Origin of the sequence: Nitrospira japonica (assembly GCF_900169565.1) — a bacterium.
Taxonomy (GTDB): domain Bacteria; phylum Nitrospirota; class Nitrospiria; order Nitrospirales; family Nitrospiraceae; genus Nitrospira_C; species Nitrospira_C japonica_A.
Genome location: NZ_LT828648.1, coordinates 2,920,454 through 2,936,636 on the forward strand (window position 1 = coordinate 2,920,454; position 16,183 = coordinate 2,936,636).

Below are 16,183 nucleotides of genomic sequence, written 5' to 3' on the forward strand. Positions count from 1 at the left end.
GATGACGGTGTCATGAATGCCTCCATCGGATGGGCTCTTGCCCTATGGGCCCGAAGGTTGGTGAGGTTGGGTGTGGACGGTACAGGGTACGGGAATCCAGTGCGGACCGGTCGATGCTGGATTGGGCTGACAGGGTGGAGACGAGACTCCCCGTGGACTGACGGAAGCTGCCAGTACGGCGGCTTCGATTGTCTTGTCGGGAAGTGGGGCGATGTGATCGACGCTCCTCGGTTTGACTGCGGAGGGAAAGCCGATGGCATCGAATCGCCTACCGTCAGCCGTCAAGTAGAGAAGATGCATGTCGTCCGATGGCCCGGGAATGACCAGCGCAAGAGTCCGATGAATGGGAAAGCTGTGCCGGTCCTGCTTGGCATTTAGCAGCACGGTTGACTGGCCTTCTTTGGCAAGTCCGAGTTGAAGGTCCATGATGGGCCCAACTTCATAGGCGCCGGTCTTGAGTTCGACCGCCTCACCTTTGGCGTCGGTCGCGTGAAAGGAGCGGTCCAGCTTGAGCGCTACCGGTTCGACCATCTCAGGTGTCCGTTCTTCGATGACGGCCGGATCAGAGGTCTCGGCGGCGGCCTCTGCCGGGGCCTCGTTTCCTTCTTGATTTAAGATCTGCCCATCCTTTTCATCGACCCCTCGCGAGAAAAGTCCCGAGCGCGCGAGGGCGCCTGTCGATGCTTGGGTCTTGGGTAGTGCGGATTGCGGCTGTGCCTCCATGACGTTCGCGGTCTGCGATTGTGTCATGACCTGGGACTGCGGTGGCTGGGCCATCATGACCTGCGATGACTGAGATGGTTTGACCATCGGAGCCTGTTGCGGCTCGGTCATCATGCTTTGAATGCGCTGTTGGTTGCTCATTCGCGGCGATCCTTGCGGGTTTGCGGCTTGATATTGTTTGATCAGTTGCTGTTTCAGCTTTGCAGATAGGGAGTCCTTAGTGAGGGGAAATGGCTTATCGTCAATCTCAGAGGGGAAGGCCGCCTTCACGTCGGCCGGCACGTACTCGCCAAGGCGCTGGCAAGTTCCGCCTTGAAGCCAGGGATCTGCAGTGCAACGGGCTGTCCAATACACAAAGATTCTTCTCTCTCCTGGTCCTTTCATTTGGCGGTTCGGAAAAAATTGTTCATAGTTCTCGACGAAAAGCGTTTCGACTGCATTCGGACGATCTTGACGCGTCTCCGACGGGTTCCATCGCCCTTCAAAGAACAGGTGAATGACACCATTGTGGTACTGACCTGCCTGCAAACTGACGGGACACTGCTCTTCGAATGGATATGAGGCAAAGCCCGGTGGGTTAGAAGAAAAGGTCGCCGGTTTTTTCATCACCGGTCCGGGGCAAGAGAGTCTCACCGTATCGTAAGTACACCCATGGCAAAATAGTAGGTCTCCAAATGCCTTAACTGACGCGGGCGCAGGAACACCGACCAAGAGAACGCTGCCGATTACATAGAGAATTAATCTGAGATTTAGTTTTTGCCAGCGCGAGCACTCTGGCGTCAATACTGTCTGTTTCATTGGATTCCTCCAAGAATCGCAGGTGCTTTATCGGTCGTTCCTTTGAGATTCCTTTTATGGGTGCCGGCGTTTCTCTGATCGACGTTGGTACGAAAACGACATGATCACCGGTTCTTCACGGCCTCTTTTCCGTTTCAGCCGGCTCAGCTGAGGGTCGGTCTTCTTTCGTCTCGCCATCGTCGACCCCTCGTGGCCGGATGACGCTGGTGTTGCCCATGCCTTGCTGCGGTGTCGATTGTGGCCGATAGACACCTGTAGCTTGATTCATGTTCTTCTGTTGTCCGCCTATGCCAAATTGGAGATCTTGGTTCTGTGCATCCTGCGTCGGAGTGCCAAAGGATGGATGTTGCAAGTAGTACGTGAAACGTACGGGAGCGCTCCAGTCTCCAGCTTTCGGGACTACGATCCGAACACGGATTTCCCATGTTCCAGGGGCCAGATAAATTTGTGGAGCATCGACTCCCTTCGGCCCTGCGATTACACTCATCGGAGCTCGGTACGTATAAACTGTTTGAACATTTTGTTGTCTCAGATTCGCTGATGGATTCAGCCATTTCAGTTCGATCTCGGCGTCCGTCCCAGAGAGGAACTGCGAAGGCGCGATCCGAAAGACGCCGTTGCCTTTTATGATGAAACCGTTTGGTTTGGGAGAAAGGATGGCCGGCGCATTGGGGAATGCTTGAGTCATTTTCTGGATATCTGTTTGAGCGGTGCCTGGCTTTATCAAGGGCTGACAGATAAGACCCAAGGCATCTACAAAGAGACCGGCTCGGCCGTGAAAGCCGACGGCCACTAATCCCGTAGGGCAGAAGCTGTCTGATCCGTAGGGAACAAACTGGCCACCGCCTTCTCCACCTGGGCTGAAGATAAAAAAAGAGTTGAGAGTGTTTGGGATTATGCCTTGGCAGTATGCGTAGAGACGACTCACGAACTTATGGTCCGGAAGACCGCCTTCTCCTATGGTATTGTCAAAATCGAGTCCTGCTATCGCGCCACCCAACGCACAGGATGCTGTTCTTGGAGAGCCTCCGCTGCTGCTCCCGTGTGACCCCATTGTTTGCGGGGCGCCGAAGGTCCGCTTTACAGTTTCAAGTGGTGAACAGATCGGAGCCAGTTGGTCGATCCACTTGCCTGCTCGACCTGCCAAGCCGGTGAGATAAGCCCCCTTTGGACACTCGGCCCGAAACAAGGTACCGCCTGGTCCTCCTTGAATGGGCAGATCTGTTCCTGTAGCCGGTGATGGGGAGCAAACCAATACACTAAAGATGAGAACAGTATATATGGATGCGAAGCCACCACAATGGCGGGATTTCTCACTCATGGGAGTTCCTTCCACATCCTGGTCCTTCGCTCGTAAGTCGTTCGTTGTCAATCACTGGTTCAGTGTCCTGATCTGGGAAACACTTACTGGTCCAAACTATTGGGCGAACAGTCACGCGAGATACCACGCCTCTCCCCCAATCGACTACGGTGAAGTGCATTGACTGACTAGCTAGACCCAGTGTGATGAGCCATTCTCCTCAGAGGACGTTCGCTCTTCCTCATTGTCCGAACATCTTCGGTGCCTTCTGAATCGTTTTGCTCGGCGCCGTCACCACAAACTCGACCGCTTCACTCCATCCCGTCGGTTTCGGAGTCGATACCTGAGCGCTGATTCGATAGGTTCCTGGTCCGGCGATCATGGGCGCTCCCTTGCCGTTACCGGACGCGCCCCATCCCAGATAGCCGGAGGCCGACGAGGCGTCGGCGATGTTGATCGGAAGGTTGGTCACGAGTGTCCAATTACCCTGAGCATCCTTCCGTTCAATCCTTGCGAGATAGGCGGTGACCGTCATCCGCCGAGGCGGGGGAGCCAGTTTGATCGGCACGGCGGTCATGCTCATGAACAGCGACCCGGCCGCCGGCGAGACGACATAGGGCGCCAGATTTGCGAGGAGGGTAGGGGCCGGCTGAACGGATTGTTTGAGCCGCTGCGTCTGCTTTTGGCGTGCCGCCTCCGCTTGAGTATAGGCCTGCAGCGAGGCGACGAGAGCCTGGCGGTCGTTCGCGGATAAATTGGAAGTGACGGGCCGACCTCCGCGCGGATAGAGGTTCAACACCTCCTGAATCACCTGTCGCGAATACTCGCCATATATGTTCGGTGCGTATGCCGTGACGGGCGGATTGACGGAGAGTGCTATTTGGCCGCAGGCGGTTGCTTCCCTCCACGGGTCTTTTCCGCCGCAGTGCATCGACGCCGTAAACCGGCCATAGGGGCGTGAAGGCTGGGCGGCCGTCGGCTCCGGAATGTTGATCTCTTCGGTGACCTTGCCGGAAGCCGGATCAAACGTGCCGACGCCGGTCCAGGGAACGGTGATCGGCAAGGCATATCTGGTATTGAGAAGATAACAATTGCCGCTGAACCGGTAGGTGAACGGAGTCGAAGCAAAGGAATAAGCAGTCAGCGTGGAATCGCGACAGACGTCCTGGGGTATCGATTGGATGTCTACGATGACGCCCGATCCGGATGCATCGTGAACCCACGCAAGGATGAACGTGAAGCAGGCAGCTGCGGCCCTGAGACTCACCCCCCTCATCACGCCCTCCTTTTTATGACTTCGCGACGACTGAAGCCGGAGCCGGTGCGAACTTTTTTAGCCGGCCTCTGCCGACGCGGACGACCGTCAGCATGCTCGCGACGACCGCCACCCACACAAACCAATCTCCGGTTCGAGTATAGAGCGACGGATTCCGGCCCGGCGCGACCTCGCCGACCACGACGTCCGGCTCGAACAAACGGGTACTCTGGACGACGATCCGGCCATGGGCATCGATAATTTGCGAAGGGCCGGTATTGGAGGCGACCAGGACAGGAACGCGGTTTTCCACGGCGCGAAGCACAGACGAAAGATTTTGCTGCTGACTGGCCGCGCTCCGCCCGAACCAGGCCGGGTTGTTGAGTTGAACCAACAGACGAGCGCCTTCGTCCACCGATTCCCGGCTCAGGCCGCTGAAGAGGCTTTCCCAACAAATCAAGACGGAAAAGACCGTTCCATCCGGAAGAGAAAATAATTGCGGCCGGTTTCCGGAAGACCGATCGTATCCGCGTCCGCCGACCCAGGACGGCCATGACACAAATCTCTCCAATGGCATGTATTCCCCGAAGGGCATGAGCACGCGCTTATGATACGGCTTGGAAAGGGGAAGATCGGGAGACACGAGATACGCGGAGTTATAGGCGTGCCGGCGAATTTCTCCACGGTCATCGCTGGAAGAAAACTTCTCCACCTCGGAGACTCCGAGCATAATCGGGGTTCCGACAGTTTGCGCGAGGGCTTGTAATTCGGCGGCGAGCAACGGATTGCCCTGAACGCTTCCGGCCATGGCCGTTTCCGGCCAGGCGATCAAAGCGGGTTTCATGGCGGCTGCGGTCCGCGTCAATAGTTCAAGACGGTCGAAGCTCATTTTGCGGCCTTCAGCGGTGGTCAATCCGCCGACGGGAATGTTGGGTTGGACAGCGGCGAGGCGTAAGGTCGGAAGAGGATGCTCAATCCAGAGCGCCAACGAGCCGAAGGCATGGGCGAGTAACACAATGGCTCCGGCAAAAAGGGCACTACGCCACGCTCGCTGCACGATGATTCCAGCAATGGCAGCGCTTCCCAGTGCGACAATGCACGTGACCCCATACTCGCCGGCTACAGTCGCGACCTGCAGGATAGCGAGATTCTGATGTTGGGTCTGTGCAAGCGTTCCCCAGGGAAACGCGAGGAATCCTGCATGAGACCGGACATAGTCCAAGACGACCCAGAGCGCGGTAGCCGGAAGGGTGAGTGTCACGCCGGCACGCATCATCCAAGCGATGCCCACACACCAGATCGTTGGATAGAGTGCGAGATAGGAAGCTCCGAGAAGGAAGTGAAGAATGCCAAAAGCAGGAACTTCAAAGATCCAATACATCGTGCCATATGCCGTAGCAACTCCGCTCAACAGCCCGAGGGCCGCAGCCCGAAGTGGCGTGAGACCGCTGCAAGCGAGCAGCAACGGCGCCAATGCCACCCATGCGAGCCAGCCCCAATCGAGCGGTGGCAGTGCCCCGCTCAACAATGCCGACGTGAGCAAGGCTAGACCACAACGAGTCGCCATCCGCGACGACATGATTCCTTGCAACCGCCGCGAAGCAGATTGCTCAACTTCCGTCTGAGGGATCTCTGTGGTGGCGGACGAAATGATCATGACGTCTCTTGGTTGGATGAGAAGTCAGAAAGATCGAAGCACACTCCCTTGCCGGCCTGATAATTGCCTTTGCTGATTCGAACAGGGTCTTTATCAATTGTGCCGTTCATATTGACCACCAGATCTCTAATTCATGTGACCGTTGTCGACGGTACAAGTCATTGCCCGAACATCTTCGGCGTCTTCTGGATCGCTTTATTCGGCGATGTCACCGCAAACTCCACCCAGTCGCTCCACCTGGTCGCCGTCGGTGAGGACATCTGGGCGCTCAGTCGCCAGGCGCCTGGAGTACTTACGCCGCCGGGAGGCGCACCAGAACCAAATCCTGTAAAGCCGGTCGGCGATTCTGCCTGAACTGCGCCCACAGGCAGGGTCGTGTGCGGCACCCAGTTCCCGGCCGCATCTTTTCGTTCGAGCCGCACCATGTATAAGCGATTGTTGTTCATCGGCTTGCCATCAAGCCCCACTTGTGTGTCCACCCATTCCCTCGGCGGCGCCAGTTTGATGGGGACGTTGGTTCCGCTGATGAATAGCGCGTTCGTCATCGGTGAAAGGATGATCGGTGCAATGAGTGCCGGACCAGGCTGTTTCGCTTGCTTGAGCCGCTGATTTTGCTGCTGGAGGGCTGCGGCTGCCGCCGCCGCTTCGGCCTTGAGCGCTGCGTCGCGCTGGGCGATCAGGGCCGCGCGATCATACGGGAAACCTGTGGAATTCGGGAGTGGGCCAATTTTCTCGTTCGTTCTGGAATAAAATCCCTCGTGCAAGTACGTCAACCACCATTTAACGGGGGCTTTCCTCGTCTCAAAGGTAGGTTTTGTGCATCTGACCATCCCGGGCTGCAGTGACGACCCCAGCCAAGGATCGCTTGGGCAAAACAGAGTCGTTGTGACCGTTCCACTTTCAATCATGACGTCTTCCCTGGCCAGGCCAGTGCGCGAATCGTAGGAACCTTGAGAGGACCAGTGAGCCGGAAGGCGCTGCGCCGGGACTGGACCCTCCAGCGGGTGGTAATACATACAGCCTGCTTCCACGCGATAGGTGGATGTTTCAGCCGCGAAGGTCGCCTGAATCGACTCCAGCCAACACTGGCGTGAATCATCCGCGTACGCGGCATCCACAGTCGCTGCCGCAAGGGCTAATCCGACGATGCTTACGATTTTCCACCTCACGCGTGCACCTCAGGGTTCAGGATTCCTTGCCCTTCATCATGGTGCCGCCGGTGCAGCGACTGGTTCGTTCAGGTCCTGTCTGGTCTCTTCGTCGATGCTGCGTGGCATGATGATGCGAGGGGGTGGAAACGGTTGGATGGCCTGGAAGGTGTTGGATCTCAGATCGCCCAAGGCATTGACGGGGTCATCGCCTGCCGGTCCTCGCAACGTCAGCTTGACAATTGACGGTTGCTGGTCTGAACGCGTCAAGTCAGGAACCGTAATGCACTGTACGGCGTTGTAGGAGCCCGGCAGCGCGGGACGTCCCAGATCACCCGGCAACGCCGGCAATTTAGGAGGCGGCGACCTAAATTCATATACCAGTCGCCGCCAGGAAAGGGTTCGCTTCAACGCACGCGCCCCGCAATAGGGACAACTCGGCTCCGAATACTTGTCGTACACGACGGCTGGCGATGTGCCTTTTGCAAAGGCACGAGCGGGCAAAGTTGGGAGACCGGGAAACGATCCATGGATCTCCATCAGCTGCCAATAGAGCATAAGATCGGGGCCGTCGAACTCTTCAACACTTGCAGACACATCTTCTAGAACCTTGTTGCTCACACGCTCATCCTGAACTGGATCGGACGGCAACAGCATGGCGCCGTTCGGGCAGTAGGTATTGTCCTTCTTGTTGAATTTGAACTCGCCTGCTTTGAATCGATAGCCTCGGGTTTTCGCGGCTGCAATGAATTGATCCAGGGCCTGTCCCGTCAGTTCATAGGTAACGAGTTTTCCGGGCTCTAAAACCACGCTGATCCCATGCGCGTGCGAGACGCATCCGTTCAGCGCGAGACTTGTCTGTATATAAAGATGGTGGGTGCCGTAGTGCGGTTCGGTTAGCGTAAAATTAAGCGTCAGTACCGGCGTGGTGATGGGCAGCCAGGCAACGTTTTTCTTGGCAAACGCCACATCGGGGTTGAACTGTGATTCAGGATAGCGCTCCGCTGCGGAAAATTCCGTGAGGCGGTAAAAAGCGGGCTTTTCTGAGAAACCCGCGACAACACTAATCGTCCGCTTGGTCGTCTTCCATCCGCCCGGCACTGGCACACCGACCACTTCAAGGTTAGTAATCCTGTCACAACCGCTGCTTCCTCCGGTGGCTGTCCCTGCAAATCCACCACAGTCGCTTGGCAGGGGAGTGGCCTGACCAGTTTGCAAGAAAATCTGACGCACGAAGTTGGCACCGTTGGTCATGGCGACCGTGGCTTGAGCGTTGGCATAGCCGTTTCTTGAAGTACGAACCGTGGTCGAACCTACTGGTAGAGAAGCTGTGTAGCGGCCGTTCTGATCTGTCATTTTCTGCACGCTTTGTCCGGGCATTGCGAGACAAAGGTTGACGTTCGAAATCGGCGTTCCGTTCTGGTCCGTGACGATGATCTGCACAGTGCCGGATTCAGGCAAAAGTCCCGAAGCGGTTGTCGCCGTAAGAACGAGCACGGAACTGAATGATAAAACACGCCAAGCAAAGATTGTTCGTTGCGCTTTCGTCATGCGGGACGGCATCGTTCATCTCCCTTCTCAGTCTACTGACTCGCTTGTACCGTCTACTTCTTCGGCGACCGCTGGTAGAGACAATCATCTCTAGATGCGTCTTGATGTTTGATGAAACAGGGATCGAAATTGTACTTGTCCGCTTCGCCGGCCTTGAGCGCGTCGATCCTAAAATACGCTTGTTCCGTCTGCCCGTTGTCGAGCCGCATGGTGGCCTCGCAGTAGCGCGACTTGTGATAGTAGTCTTTTGACGGCGCATGTTTGTTCACCCACGGGTTGGGCCCGCCGTAGTGTGTTTCCTTGACCGCTTCTCCACGGAACTTGTGACTCGACTTGTCGACGGACAAGGCGAACTCGTAGGCGCGTCTGACTTTGTACAGCACGTCCTCGTCGTTGCACGGAGGCGCTTCCGCGGAAAAGGCGTTAGGACAAGAGATCGCCCAGGAGATGCCGAGGGCGCAGACGGAGGAGAGCATGCGGCAAGCATGTCTTCGACTTATCACTGTGGCCTCATGAGCGAACCTTTGCCAATGGCCGCCTTGCCTGATTGAGAGCCGCTTGGAGGCGGAGTCGCGACTTTGAACTCAACGGCGTTGCTCCAGCCGGACTGGTTGGGAGCGGAGATCTGCGCGCTGATTCGCCAGTTGCCGGGTGAGGACGGAAAGCCGCCTACGCCGAATCCGGTGTAGCCTCCCGCGGACTGAGCTTGAGGCGCTCCGACCGGGATCGTCTTGTGCGCCACCCAGGTCCCCTGGGCATTTTTCACTTCGAGCTTGACCATGTAGGTGGTGACGGTCCATCCCACGGGCGGACCCAACTTGATCGGAATCGGATTGCCGGACAGAAATACTTGTCCGGCGGCCGGTCTCAGGATCGACGGAGCCACTCCCGCGCTGTACGACAAGCCCGGTGTCTGGCGTGCTCCTTGAGCGAGCTGCTCTTGCTTTCGGTATGCCGCCCAGGCCTTGGCAATCGCTTCATTACCTTCGCTCGAGTGGCGGACGGCGGCCGCGCTGTAGGGCTTTTTGAAATGTGCAATCATGGAGAAAATCTCGTTCAAGAGGATCCGGGACGCCTCATATCTGGGCCCCGGATAGGCGCTGATCGGCGGGTTGGCGGAAGCCGTCAAGGGCTCGCATTTCACGTCGTTCAGCCAGGGATCCTGTTCGCACCGGAACGATGATTGAAACGTTCCCCAAGGACGCGACGGTTCGCTGATTTTCGGTTCCGGCACCCTGAAGATTTCCGTGGCGACTTTCGACTGCGGCTCGTAATAGCCCTCCGCGATAAAGGGCGCGTCGATCGGCATGAAGTACGGTTGACCTCCCGGACTATCGATGCGCAATCGAGCCACGTGGCAGGTTCCCTGGAAGACATACTGGTGCTTGGTGCCGGTGATGTGAGCTTTTTGCGGCATCGCTGCCGACCTGACGCACGTCTCTTCATCGATCGGCAGGAGAGTCCCGCACGAACTCGTCAGCAGGAGACAGAGCGCCAGGCTGCAACTAGGGATATATTTCACGACGTGCTTCCTTTCTTGTGGAGCCGTGCCCACATCGCCTCTGATGCTTCGCCTGTCCCTCGTCAGTTCCCAAGGAGCGTGGTGCTACCGGTGACGATGTCTCCGATCACCGACGTTCCGACGACCACGCCCCCCTGCACGGTCCCGATGACTTGCCCCGGGCGGATCTGTACCCGGTTTCCTACCGTGGCGAGCGGCATGCCGCCTCCGTTGAATTTGACGACCCCTCCTTTCAGATCCAGCGACCCCCCGGCTTCCAGAGCGGCGGAGCTTCCCGATCTGATTGTGGTTGTCATGGACGCGCGGGCATCGAGAGAGGTCCCGGCAGCGATGGTGACGCTCTTGGTCGATTGCAGCGTCAACGCTTCCGACGTCACGATCGTCAACGTCGGGGCTTGAAGCGTCACCCCGCCTGGCGTCAGCTTGATGACCGATTGTAGGGCGGCAAGTTGAGCGGTCAGCAGTTCGACTTGCTGCTGCAATTTCGCCAATCGCATATCCGTGGCCGACATGGACCCTTCGGCCTGGAGCCCTTGCCTCACTCCGGTGTTCGGCACGGCGCGTTCCTGTATGTCATCTGCCGCATGGGCAGGTATCACCAGAAGTAGAGCCACCATCAACAACCATTGTGTCCTGACGCGCATGAAGCCTCCTGTCGATCCTCTGTGTTGGGGCAACGATTCCTTCTGACATATCTGAAGCGCACCCTCGTCCTTCGTCTGCCGCTGAACCAACGCATTGCCCGGAATGGCCGAAGATCGCTGTAGAGTCGGGCAAAACGGGTATGGAACTCCGAGTTGGGGCTGAAGTGGACGAAAGGGGGTGTCGTTCGGAAATACCGGCTTGCCGGATGGAAGGGCAGATCGTCTCGTGAGAGGAAACAGATCGGATTCGAGCACGCTGAGCCTCGCCCGCCTGGAGCAATGCGACCGGACTTTATCTCCGTCAGCGGCGGATTCCAGCCAATCGGGAATCCGCCGCTCCTTGACCGTCAGTCGGTGTATCGAAGCCTAAGGTTCATAATCCCTTCGCGCGGCGCGTGATTCGTCTTTGTGGGTTCCGAACGAGAGAACGGCCTATTTGACGCCTCCGCGGACGGCCTCCGTCCACGATTTCGCGGCCTTCGCATCGCTCGTTGCCGGTTTTGTACACTTTTTGCCCCGGACCCCATAGCTGATGGTGTCGGTCCGGATAGGGCAGGTCCCGAACGGGGTGCCGAACTGCACGATGCCTTCGATCACCGTCAGGATGCTTTGTCCGTCTTCTTGGACCTTCAAATTGAATTCCGTCTCCTTGACGGAAGCGGTCGCCACCGGCGTTTCTACCTCGAACCGCTTCGGGCCGCCGGCGGTCTTGGCCCATACCTCTCCCTGCTTCAACCGTAGGATCCGCACGGTGGGCTTGTCCTTCTCCCAACGAGACAAGAGCTTGAAAGACGTGTCTTCGTTGAGCGCCACCTCGATGCCTTCGGAGAACGTGATGAGCGCCTGACTGCTGGCATCGGTCTTGAGGACGTCGCCTTCGTACAGGGGGATATTGCCCTTGCCCTGCAACCGCTGCTGTACGCCGTCGGTCCGGACGATCACCAAGGTGCCGACGGCATTGGTGGCAGTTCCGATGGGGATGTTGTCGGCGGCAGCCTGCGGGATCGGAGTCAGGTTGAGAAGGGCGAGGAGCGGAACTGCGAGCAACACGTGTCGTAGAATCATCATGGTCGTGAACTCCTTCAGTCCTTGGTCTGTATCCGGGTCGGTTGAGATGCCGGTCGTTATCGGGACACCACGACCCTGATCGGTTTTCGTCCGACCGGCACCGTAGCCAGCGTTTGTCCCGTTCCCGTGTCGATGACGCGGATTTCGTTGCCCTTGTCGTGCGCGACGAACAGACGCGTGCCTTCCGGGTTGGACCAGATGCCGTTCGGGCCTTCGCCGACGGCGATTTCATCCACGACTTTGAGTTCCTTGGGATCGCCGCCGAGACCCACGACTTTGTTCTGACTGCCGACGGTGATGTAGGCCAACGGACCGGCCGTTCCCTTATAGGCAAAGGCGATCTGTTGCGGTTTGTCGCCCACGGTGAACGTGCCGACCTTCTCGTGGCTTTCGGGGTCGAGGACATAGACGTCGTTCTGTCCGGTGTTCACGCCCCAGATGTGCCCGTCGCGGCTTACGACCAGGAAATGCGGATTGGCCCCTACGGGAATGGTTTTGACGATCTGGTGCGATGCGGTGTCGATAACGCCGACGGTCTTTTCCCCCTGAGAACTGACGAAGGCGAAGCGGCCGTCGTGCGAAAAGGTCAATCCGGTCGGGCCTTTGCCGACGGGGATCGTGCCGAGAATTCTGAAGGTGACGGTATCCACGATGGAGATCGTGTTTTCGCCGATGTTGGCCACCCAGAGTTGCCCGTCGTCGTTGCTGAGCGCGACGACATGGCACCGCTCGCCCGTATAGATCGAGGCGATGGTTTCCCGTTTCGCCGTGTCGATGACGGAGACGCGGCCGGACGCCAGATTCGTGGCGTACAGACGTCGGCCGTCCCGGCTCACGGCCAAGTCGTGCGTCGAATGGTTAAGCGCGGGGATCGTGCCGACCGATTGGAAAGTATTGGCATCGATGACGCTCACATCGTTGCTGCTCTCATTTGCCACATAGATGCGTGCAGGAACCGAGGCTGACGGGGCGCTTGAGGAAGCCTGTGACGCCGGCATGTCGTATGAGCCGATCTTCACCGGCTCGAATGCCCCGCTGCATCCGCCCAGAGCCAGAATCGCGGACCAGGCCGTCGCTGTGATGTACCGCAGATACCTCATAAAGCCTCCATGAATAATGATGATGACTCGACGGTCGTGATTACCGAACATGACCGAGGACCAATTGACCTTCGACTTCCCCTTTCTTGATCGGGTGCTGGTTTTGTCCCGTGACCTCCGGAACCTTTTTCGCCACGTATCCGTAGACCTCGTCCACCGTTACGATGCCGTCCTTATCGGCGTCGGCCTTGCCGTGCAAACCTTCGAGGAGATAGTAGGTGAAGACTCCGTGGCCGAGATCTTCACGCTCCTCGCTCACCTCGCTGGCCTTGCTGGCGCTCAGGACGATGCGGCCCTTGCCTTTGGACAGCCGGGAGAGAAAATTCTCGGACACGACGGCGCGGCGCGAAGCGGTGGCGAACGTGCGGCCGGCGGTCGCTCCGCTGTAGCAGGAATCGCTGATGAAGATGATGCGTTCGGGGGTCAGGCGTTGGAAAATCGTTTCGATCTCCCTCATCGGCAGGCCGGTCGTATAGAGATCACGCGGGTCCGCATCGTAGGGCACGATGTATTTTTCCAATCCGTCGTCGTCGCCGGCCGAGGAGTCGGCCTCCGGCGCCCCGTGGCCCGCATAGTAGACGATGATCGTGTCTTTTTCTCCCGCCTTGCGTCTGAGATCCGTGCCCAGCGTGCGCTTCAGGTTCATCAACGTGGCCTGCTCGTTCAACAGCAGGGTGGTCTGTTCTTTCGGAATGCCGATGTGATTGGCCAAGTAGTCATGAAAGGCCAGCGCATCCTTGTCGGCATAGCGGAGCGGCTGGACGCCTTTATAATTGGAGATGCCGATGACGACCGCCCAGATTTTTCCCCGATCGACGACTCGGGTGACGTGGAGCGTACGGCTGGCCGAGAGATTGTCCCGATCGACGGCGGTCACGACGATCTGATTCTTACCTTCCTGCAGCGCCAACCGCTCGGAGAATTCGACGTTGGTCTGGATGTCCGATCCGCCCGGTTTCACCGCGATGCCACGGCTGTCCCGCTGGGTCACGAGGTGGCCGTTGAGTCGGATCTCCACCCGTGCCACGCCTTTTTCACTGGCCGCGGCGCCGGCGAGATTGATCCGTTCGACTCCGACCTCCGTGCCGTCGGAAGGCGTCGCCATGGCGATGACCGGCGGCGCATTCTGATAGAGCTTGACGACCGGCGTGCCTGAGATCGTCGGGATGGGCATCTCTCCCTTCACCGGTTGCTGCGATTCGATGACGTCCGCCTTGGCGATCCAGCCGATCTCTTTCGGGGAAATCTGTATGCGGTACCAATCGCCCAATTCGCCGGTGACCGCCAGACCCTGATCCTTTGCCGCAGACGCGATGACGGAGGCCTCCGTCCCGGCTCCGCTGTGAATCTTGGCGGACTGGGTGCCGACGGAAACCAGTTTATTGGTGGCGACGATCTGCGGAGCGGCCTTGTGGTCGACCGCGACCTTCATGGTGTCGTCCAGCGTCGTGTGGAGGCCTCGCTCCTTGATGAACAGGCGGATGGGAATCTGGTCTTCGCGGATGTCGCGCCCGACGAACAGATTGACGGTGGCATGTTTGGCTTCATCCGGCTTGAGCAGGCCGAAGTCCACTTGACTCTTGCTCAGCTTGAGGCTTGGATTTGGCGGGATGGAAATATCCACGGAGGTGTTCTGCGCCTGGACGGCTCCGACGTTTTTGACGGTGACGAGCAGGTCGACCGCCTCGCCCCGCTGCAGGCGCCCATCGCCGTTTCCCACCGAGTTGCCGCTGCCGTCGTCGATGATCTGCAGGGTATAGGCGAAGCGCGGACGCGGCAGGCCTTTGAGCGCAAGGACGGCCTTCAGGTTTTCCGGCACGAAGCCGTTGTACTCCTCGAATTCCACGCGAACGGGAACACTGCCGTCGGGTCGATCGGCCGGGACTTTGATCGTCACGACATCCTCGGCGCTCTGTCCTCCCTCTATCTTGCCGAGATAGAAGAGATGCCCGTCGAGAGCCGGATCGTCGCTTTTGATGCGGGCTTGAAACCGATAGAGCGGTCCCTTCCCTGTGTTTCGCACGGCCAGCGTCAACGTCACTTCACTGCCGGCCTTCGCTTCCATCGGTCTGATTGCGAGGTCCGCTTCGGCCAACGGGGGCGGGGAGGGGGGCGTGCCGACTTCGTTGCCGCGCCGCTGGACCTTTTCCGACAGTTGCGCGCTCAGCGTCGGCGGCGTCGGCGGCTGCAGCCGGACGCTGCGGTCCCGGCCGCCGGAGGCGACCAGAGACCCGTCGGGTGACATGGCTAACGACCAGACCGGCCCCTTGTGGCCTCCCAGCGTATGGCGTTCGTTGCCTGACGCCACGTCCCAGACGCGTACGGTTCCGTCTGCCCCGGCCGACACCAGGGCGCGGCCGTCCGAGGAGAATACGATCGCGTAGACTTCGCCTTTGTGTCCGGTGAGTGTGAGATGCTCCTGGCCGCTCTCGAGGTCCCACAGACGGATCGAGCCGTCGGCCGAGGCGCTGGCCAGCCATTGGCTGTTGGGGTGAAACGCGAGGCTGTGAACGGCGCCGCCATGGCCCGAGAGCGCTTGCCGCTGCCGGCCGGTCGCCAGGTCCCAGAGGTGGACCTGCATGTCGCTGCTACCGGTCGCGAGCGTCTTGCCGTCCGGTGAAAACTGCAGGGCGAACACCACGCCGAATTGCCCGCGCACGGACTTCAATTCTTTTCCGGTGGCCGCCTCCCACAAGCGGAAGCTCCGGTCATTTCCGCCGGAGGCGATCGTCTTTCCATCCGCGGAGAAGGTGATGGCGCGGATCGCGCCGAATGTCGATGTGACGGCGTGCAGTTCGCGCCCGGATGCGACGTCCCAGATGCGGATCGACGTATCGGCGCTTCCGGATGCGAGCTGGGCACCGTCAGGTGAGAAAGCCAGAGCATGAACGGCACCCAGATGTCCGCGCAGGACGCGAACATCTCTGCCGGTATCCGGATCCCAGAGACGAATGGTTTGATCGGTCCCGGCCGAGGCGATGAGTCGGCCGTCGGGTGAGAAGGCCACGGCGAGCACTTCGTTGCTGTGCCCATTGAGCAGCCGGGTCGCCTGTTCCAACGCGGATGAAACGAAAGGGAATCCGGCGAGTCCGCAGGCGAAGAGCCCGGCACAGATGTATCGGCACATGACGCGGATTTTGCCCCGTCCGCTCACGGCGCTCTCCCTCTAGCCTGCACTACAGAGACGGCTACTTATGACATGATGCGGTAACGATTTTTGAACGAGCCTTGTTTCCCCTTAGTCGACCACAATCTTCAATGGGTTCAGGCGGTCGCTAGTCTAGGGATAGCCCTTGCGGGAAGTCAATGTAGAGAGACGGTCCCATACCAAAGATGGGGCGTTGGAAGAATAAGGAGAAACGAGAGGATGAGGTGATTCAGACGTTAGGCTGCTCGAACTTTGCGCATGAACTTGGT

12 protein-coding genes are annotated in these 16,183 nt (G+C 58.7%); all 12 read right to left on the minus strand.

All coding sequences use genetic code 11. The annotated features are described in order from the left end of the window. Positions 1-42 precede the first annotated feature (42 nt). The 12 genes from NSJP_RS19535 to NSJP_RS13945 all read right to left on the minus strand — a co-directional run bounded on the left by NSJP_RS19535 (position 43) and on the right by NSJP_RS13945 (position 15,920). Positions 43-1,521, minus strand: a complete 1,479-nt coding sequence (locus NSJP_RS19535; RefSeq protein WP_172834349.1) for a hypothetical protein — start codon at positions 1,519-1,521, stop codon at positions 43-45. Between the two features lie 115 nt (positions 1,522-1,636). Continuing rightward, positions 1,637-2,449, minus strand: a complete 813-nt coding sequence (locus tag NSJP_RS13895) for a jacalin family lectin (protein WP_155970231.1) — start codon at positions 2,447-2,449, stop codon at positions 1,637-1,639. 613 nt (positions 2,450-3,062) lie between these two features. Then, the gene (locus NSJP_RS13900) at positions 3,063-4,097 is read right to left on the minus strand and encodes a hypothetical protein (RefSeq protein WP_080887473.1); all 1,035 of its coding nucleotides are present in this window, start codon (positions 4,095-4,097) and stop codon (positions 3,063-3,065) included. A gap of 13 nt (positions 4,098-4,110) precedes the next feature. Then, entirely contained in the window at positions 4,111-5,643 is a 1,533-nt protein-coding gene (gene lnt, locus NSJP_RS13905; protein ID WP_172834350.1) for an apolipoprotein N-acyltransferase, read from the minus strand. A 248-nt stretch (positions 5,644-5,891) separates the two neighbouring features. Then, entirely contained in the window at positions 5,892-6,902 is a 1,011-nt protein-coding gene (locus NSJP_RS13910) for a hypothetical protein (RefSeq protein WP_080887475.1), read from the minus strand. 36 nt (positions 6,903-6,938) lie between these two features. Next, positions 6,939-8,432: a carboxypeptidase-like regulatory domain-containing protein gene (locus NSJP_RS13915; protein ID WP_172834351.1), complete on the minus strand. Its 1,494-nt coding sequence runs from the start codon at positions 8,430-8,432 to the stop codon at positions 6,939-6,941. Positions 8,433-8,485: 53 nt separating this feature from the next. Further along, positions 8,486-8,908, minus strand: a complete 423-nt coding sequence (locus NSJP_RS13920; RefSeq protein ID WP_080887477.1) for a hypothetical protein — start codon at positions 8,906-8,908, stop codon at positions 8,486-8,488. A gap of 23 nt (positions 8,909-8,931) precedes the next feature. Continuing rightward, positions 8,932-9,954, minus strand: coding sequence for a hypothetical protein (locus NSJP_RS13925; RefSeq protein WP_080887478.1), 1,023 nt, complete (start codon positions 9,952-9,954; stop codon positions 8,932-8,934). Between the two features lie 62 nt (positions 9,955-10,016). Continuing rightward, a complete protein-coding gene (locus NSJP_RS13930; RefSeq protein ID WP_155970233.1) occupies positions 10,017-10,598 on the minus strand; it encodes a hypothetical protein in 582 nt (193 codons plus the stop codon). Between the two features lie 432 nt (positions 10,599-11,030). Continuing rightward, entirely contained in the window at positions 11,031-11,666 is a 636-nt protein-coding gene (locus NSJP_RS13935) for a FecR family protein (RefSeq protein ID WP_080887480.1), read from the minus strand. Positions 11,667-11,722: 56 nt separating this feature from the next. After that, the gene (locus tag NSJP_RS13940; RefSeq protein WP_172834352.1) at positions 11,723-12,766 is read right to left on the minus strand and encodes a YVTN family beta-propeller repeat protein; all 1,044 of its coding nucleotides are present in this window, start codon (positions 12,764-12,766) and stop codon (positions 11,723-11,725) included. A 40-nt stretch (positions 12,767-12,806) separates the two neighbouring features. Continuing rightward, positions 12,807-15,920 carry a caspase family protein gene (locus NSJP_RS13945; protein WP_080887482.1) on the minus strand — a complete coding sequence of 1,038 codons (3,114 nt, stop codon included), beginning with the start codon at positions 15,918-15,920 and terminating at the stop codon, positions 12,807-12,809. Positions 15,921-16,183 lie beyond the last annotated feature (263 nt).

Bases quoted from the DNA above. Each gene is read 5' to 3' on its own strand.
- NSJP_RS13940 (WP_172834352.1), bottom strand. From the start codon at position 12,766: ATGAGGTATCTGCGGTACATCACAGCGACGGCCTGGTCCGCGATTCTG.
- NSJP_RS13920 (WP_080887477.1), bottom strand. From the start codon at position 8,908: ATGCTCTCCTCCGTCTGCGCCCTCGGCATCTCCTGGGCGATCTCTTGT.
- NSJP_RS19535 (WP_172834349.1), bottom strand. From the start codon at position 1,521: ATGAAACAGACAGTATTGACGCCAGAGTGCTCGCGCTGGCAAAAACTA.
- NSJP_RS13930 (WP_155970233.1), bottom strand. From the start codon at position 10,598: ATGCGCGTCAGGACACAATGGTTGTTGATGGTGGCTCTACTTCTGGTG.
- NSJP_RS13915 (WP_172834351.1), bottom strand. From the start codon at position 8,432: ATGACGAAAGCGCAACGAACAATCTTTGCTTGGCGTGTTTTATCATTC.
- lnt (WP_172834350.1), bottom strand. From the start codon at position 5,643: ATGGCGACTCGTTGTGGTCTAGCCTTGCTCACGTCGGCATTGTTGAGC.
- NSJP_RS13935 (WP_080887480.1), bottom strand. From the start codon at position 11,666: ATGATGATTCTACGACACGTGTTGCTCGCAGTTCCGCTCCTCGCCCTT.
- NSJP_RS13900 (WP_080887473.1), bottom strand. From the start codon at position 4,097: ATGAGGGGGGTGAGTCTCAGGGCCGCAGCTGCCTGCTTCACGTTCATC.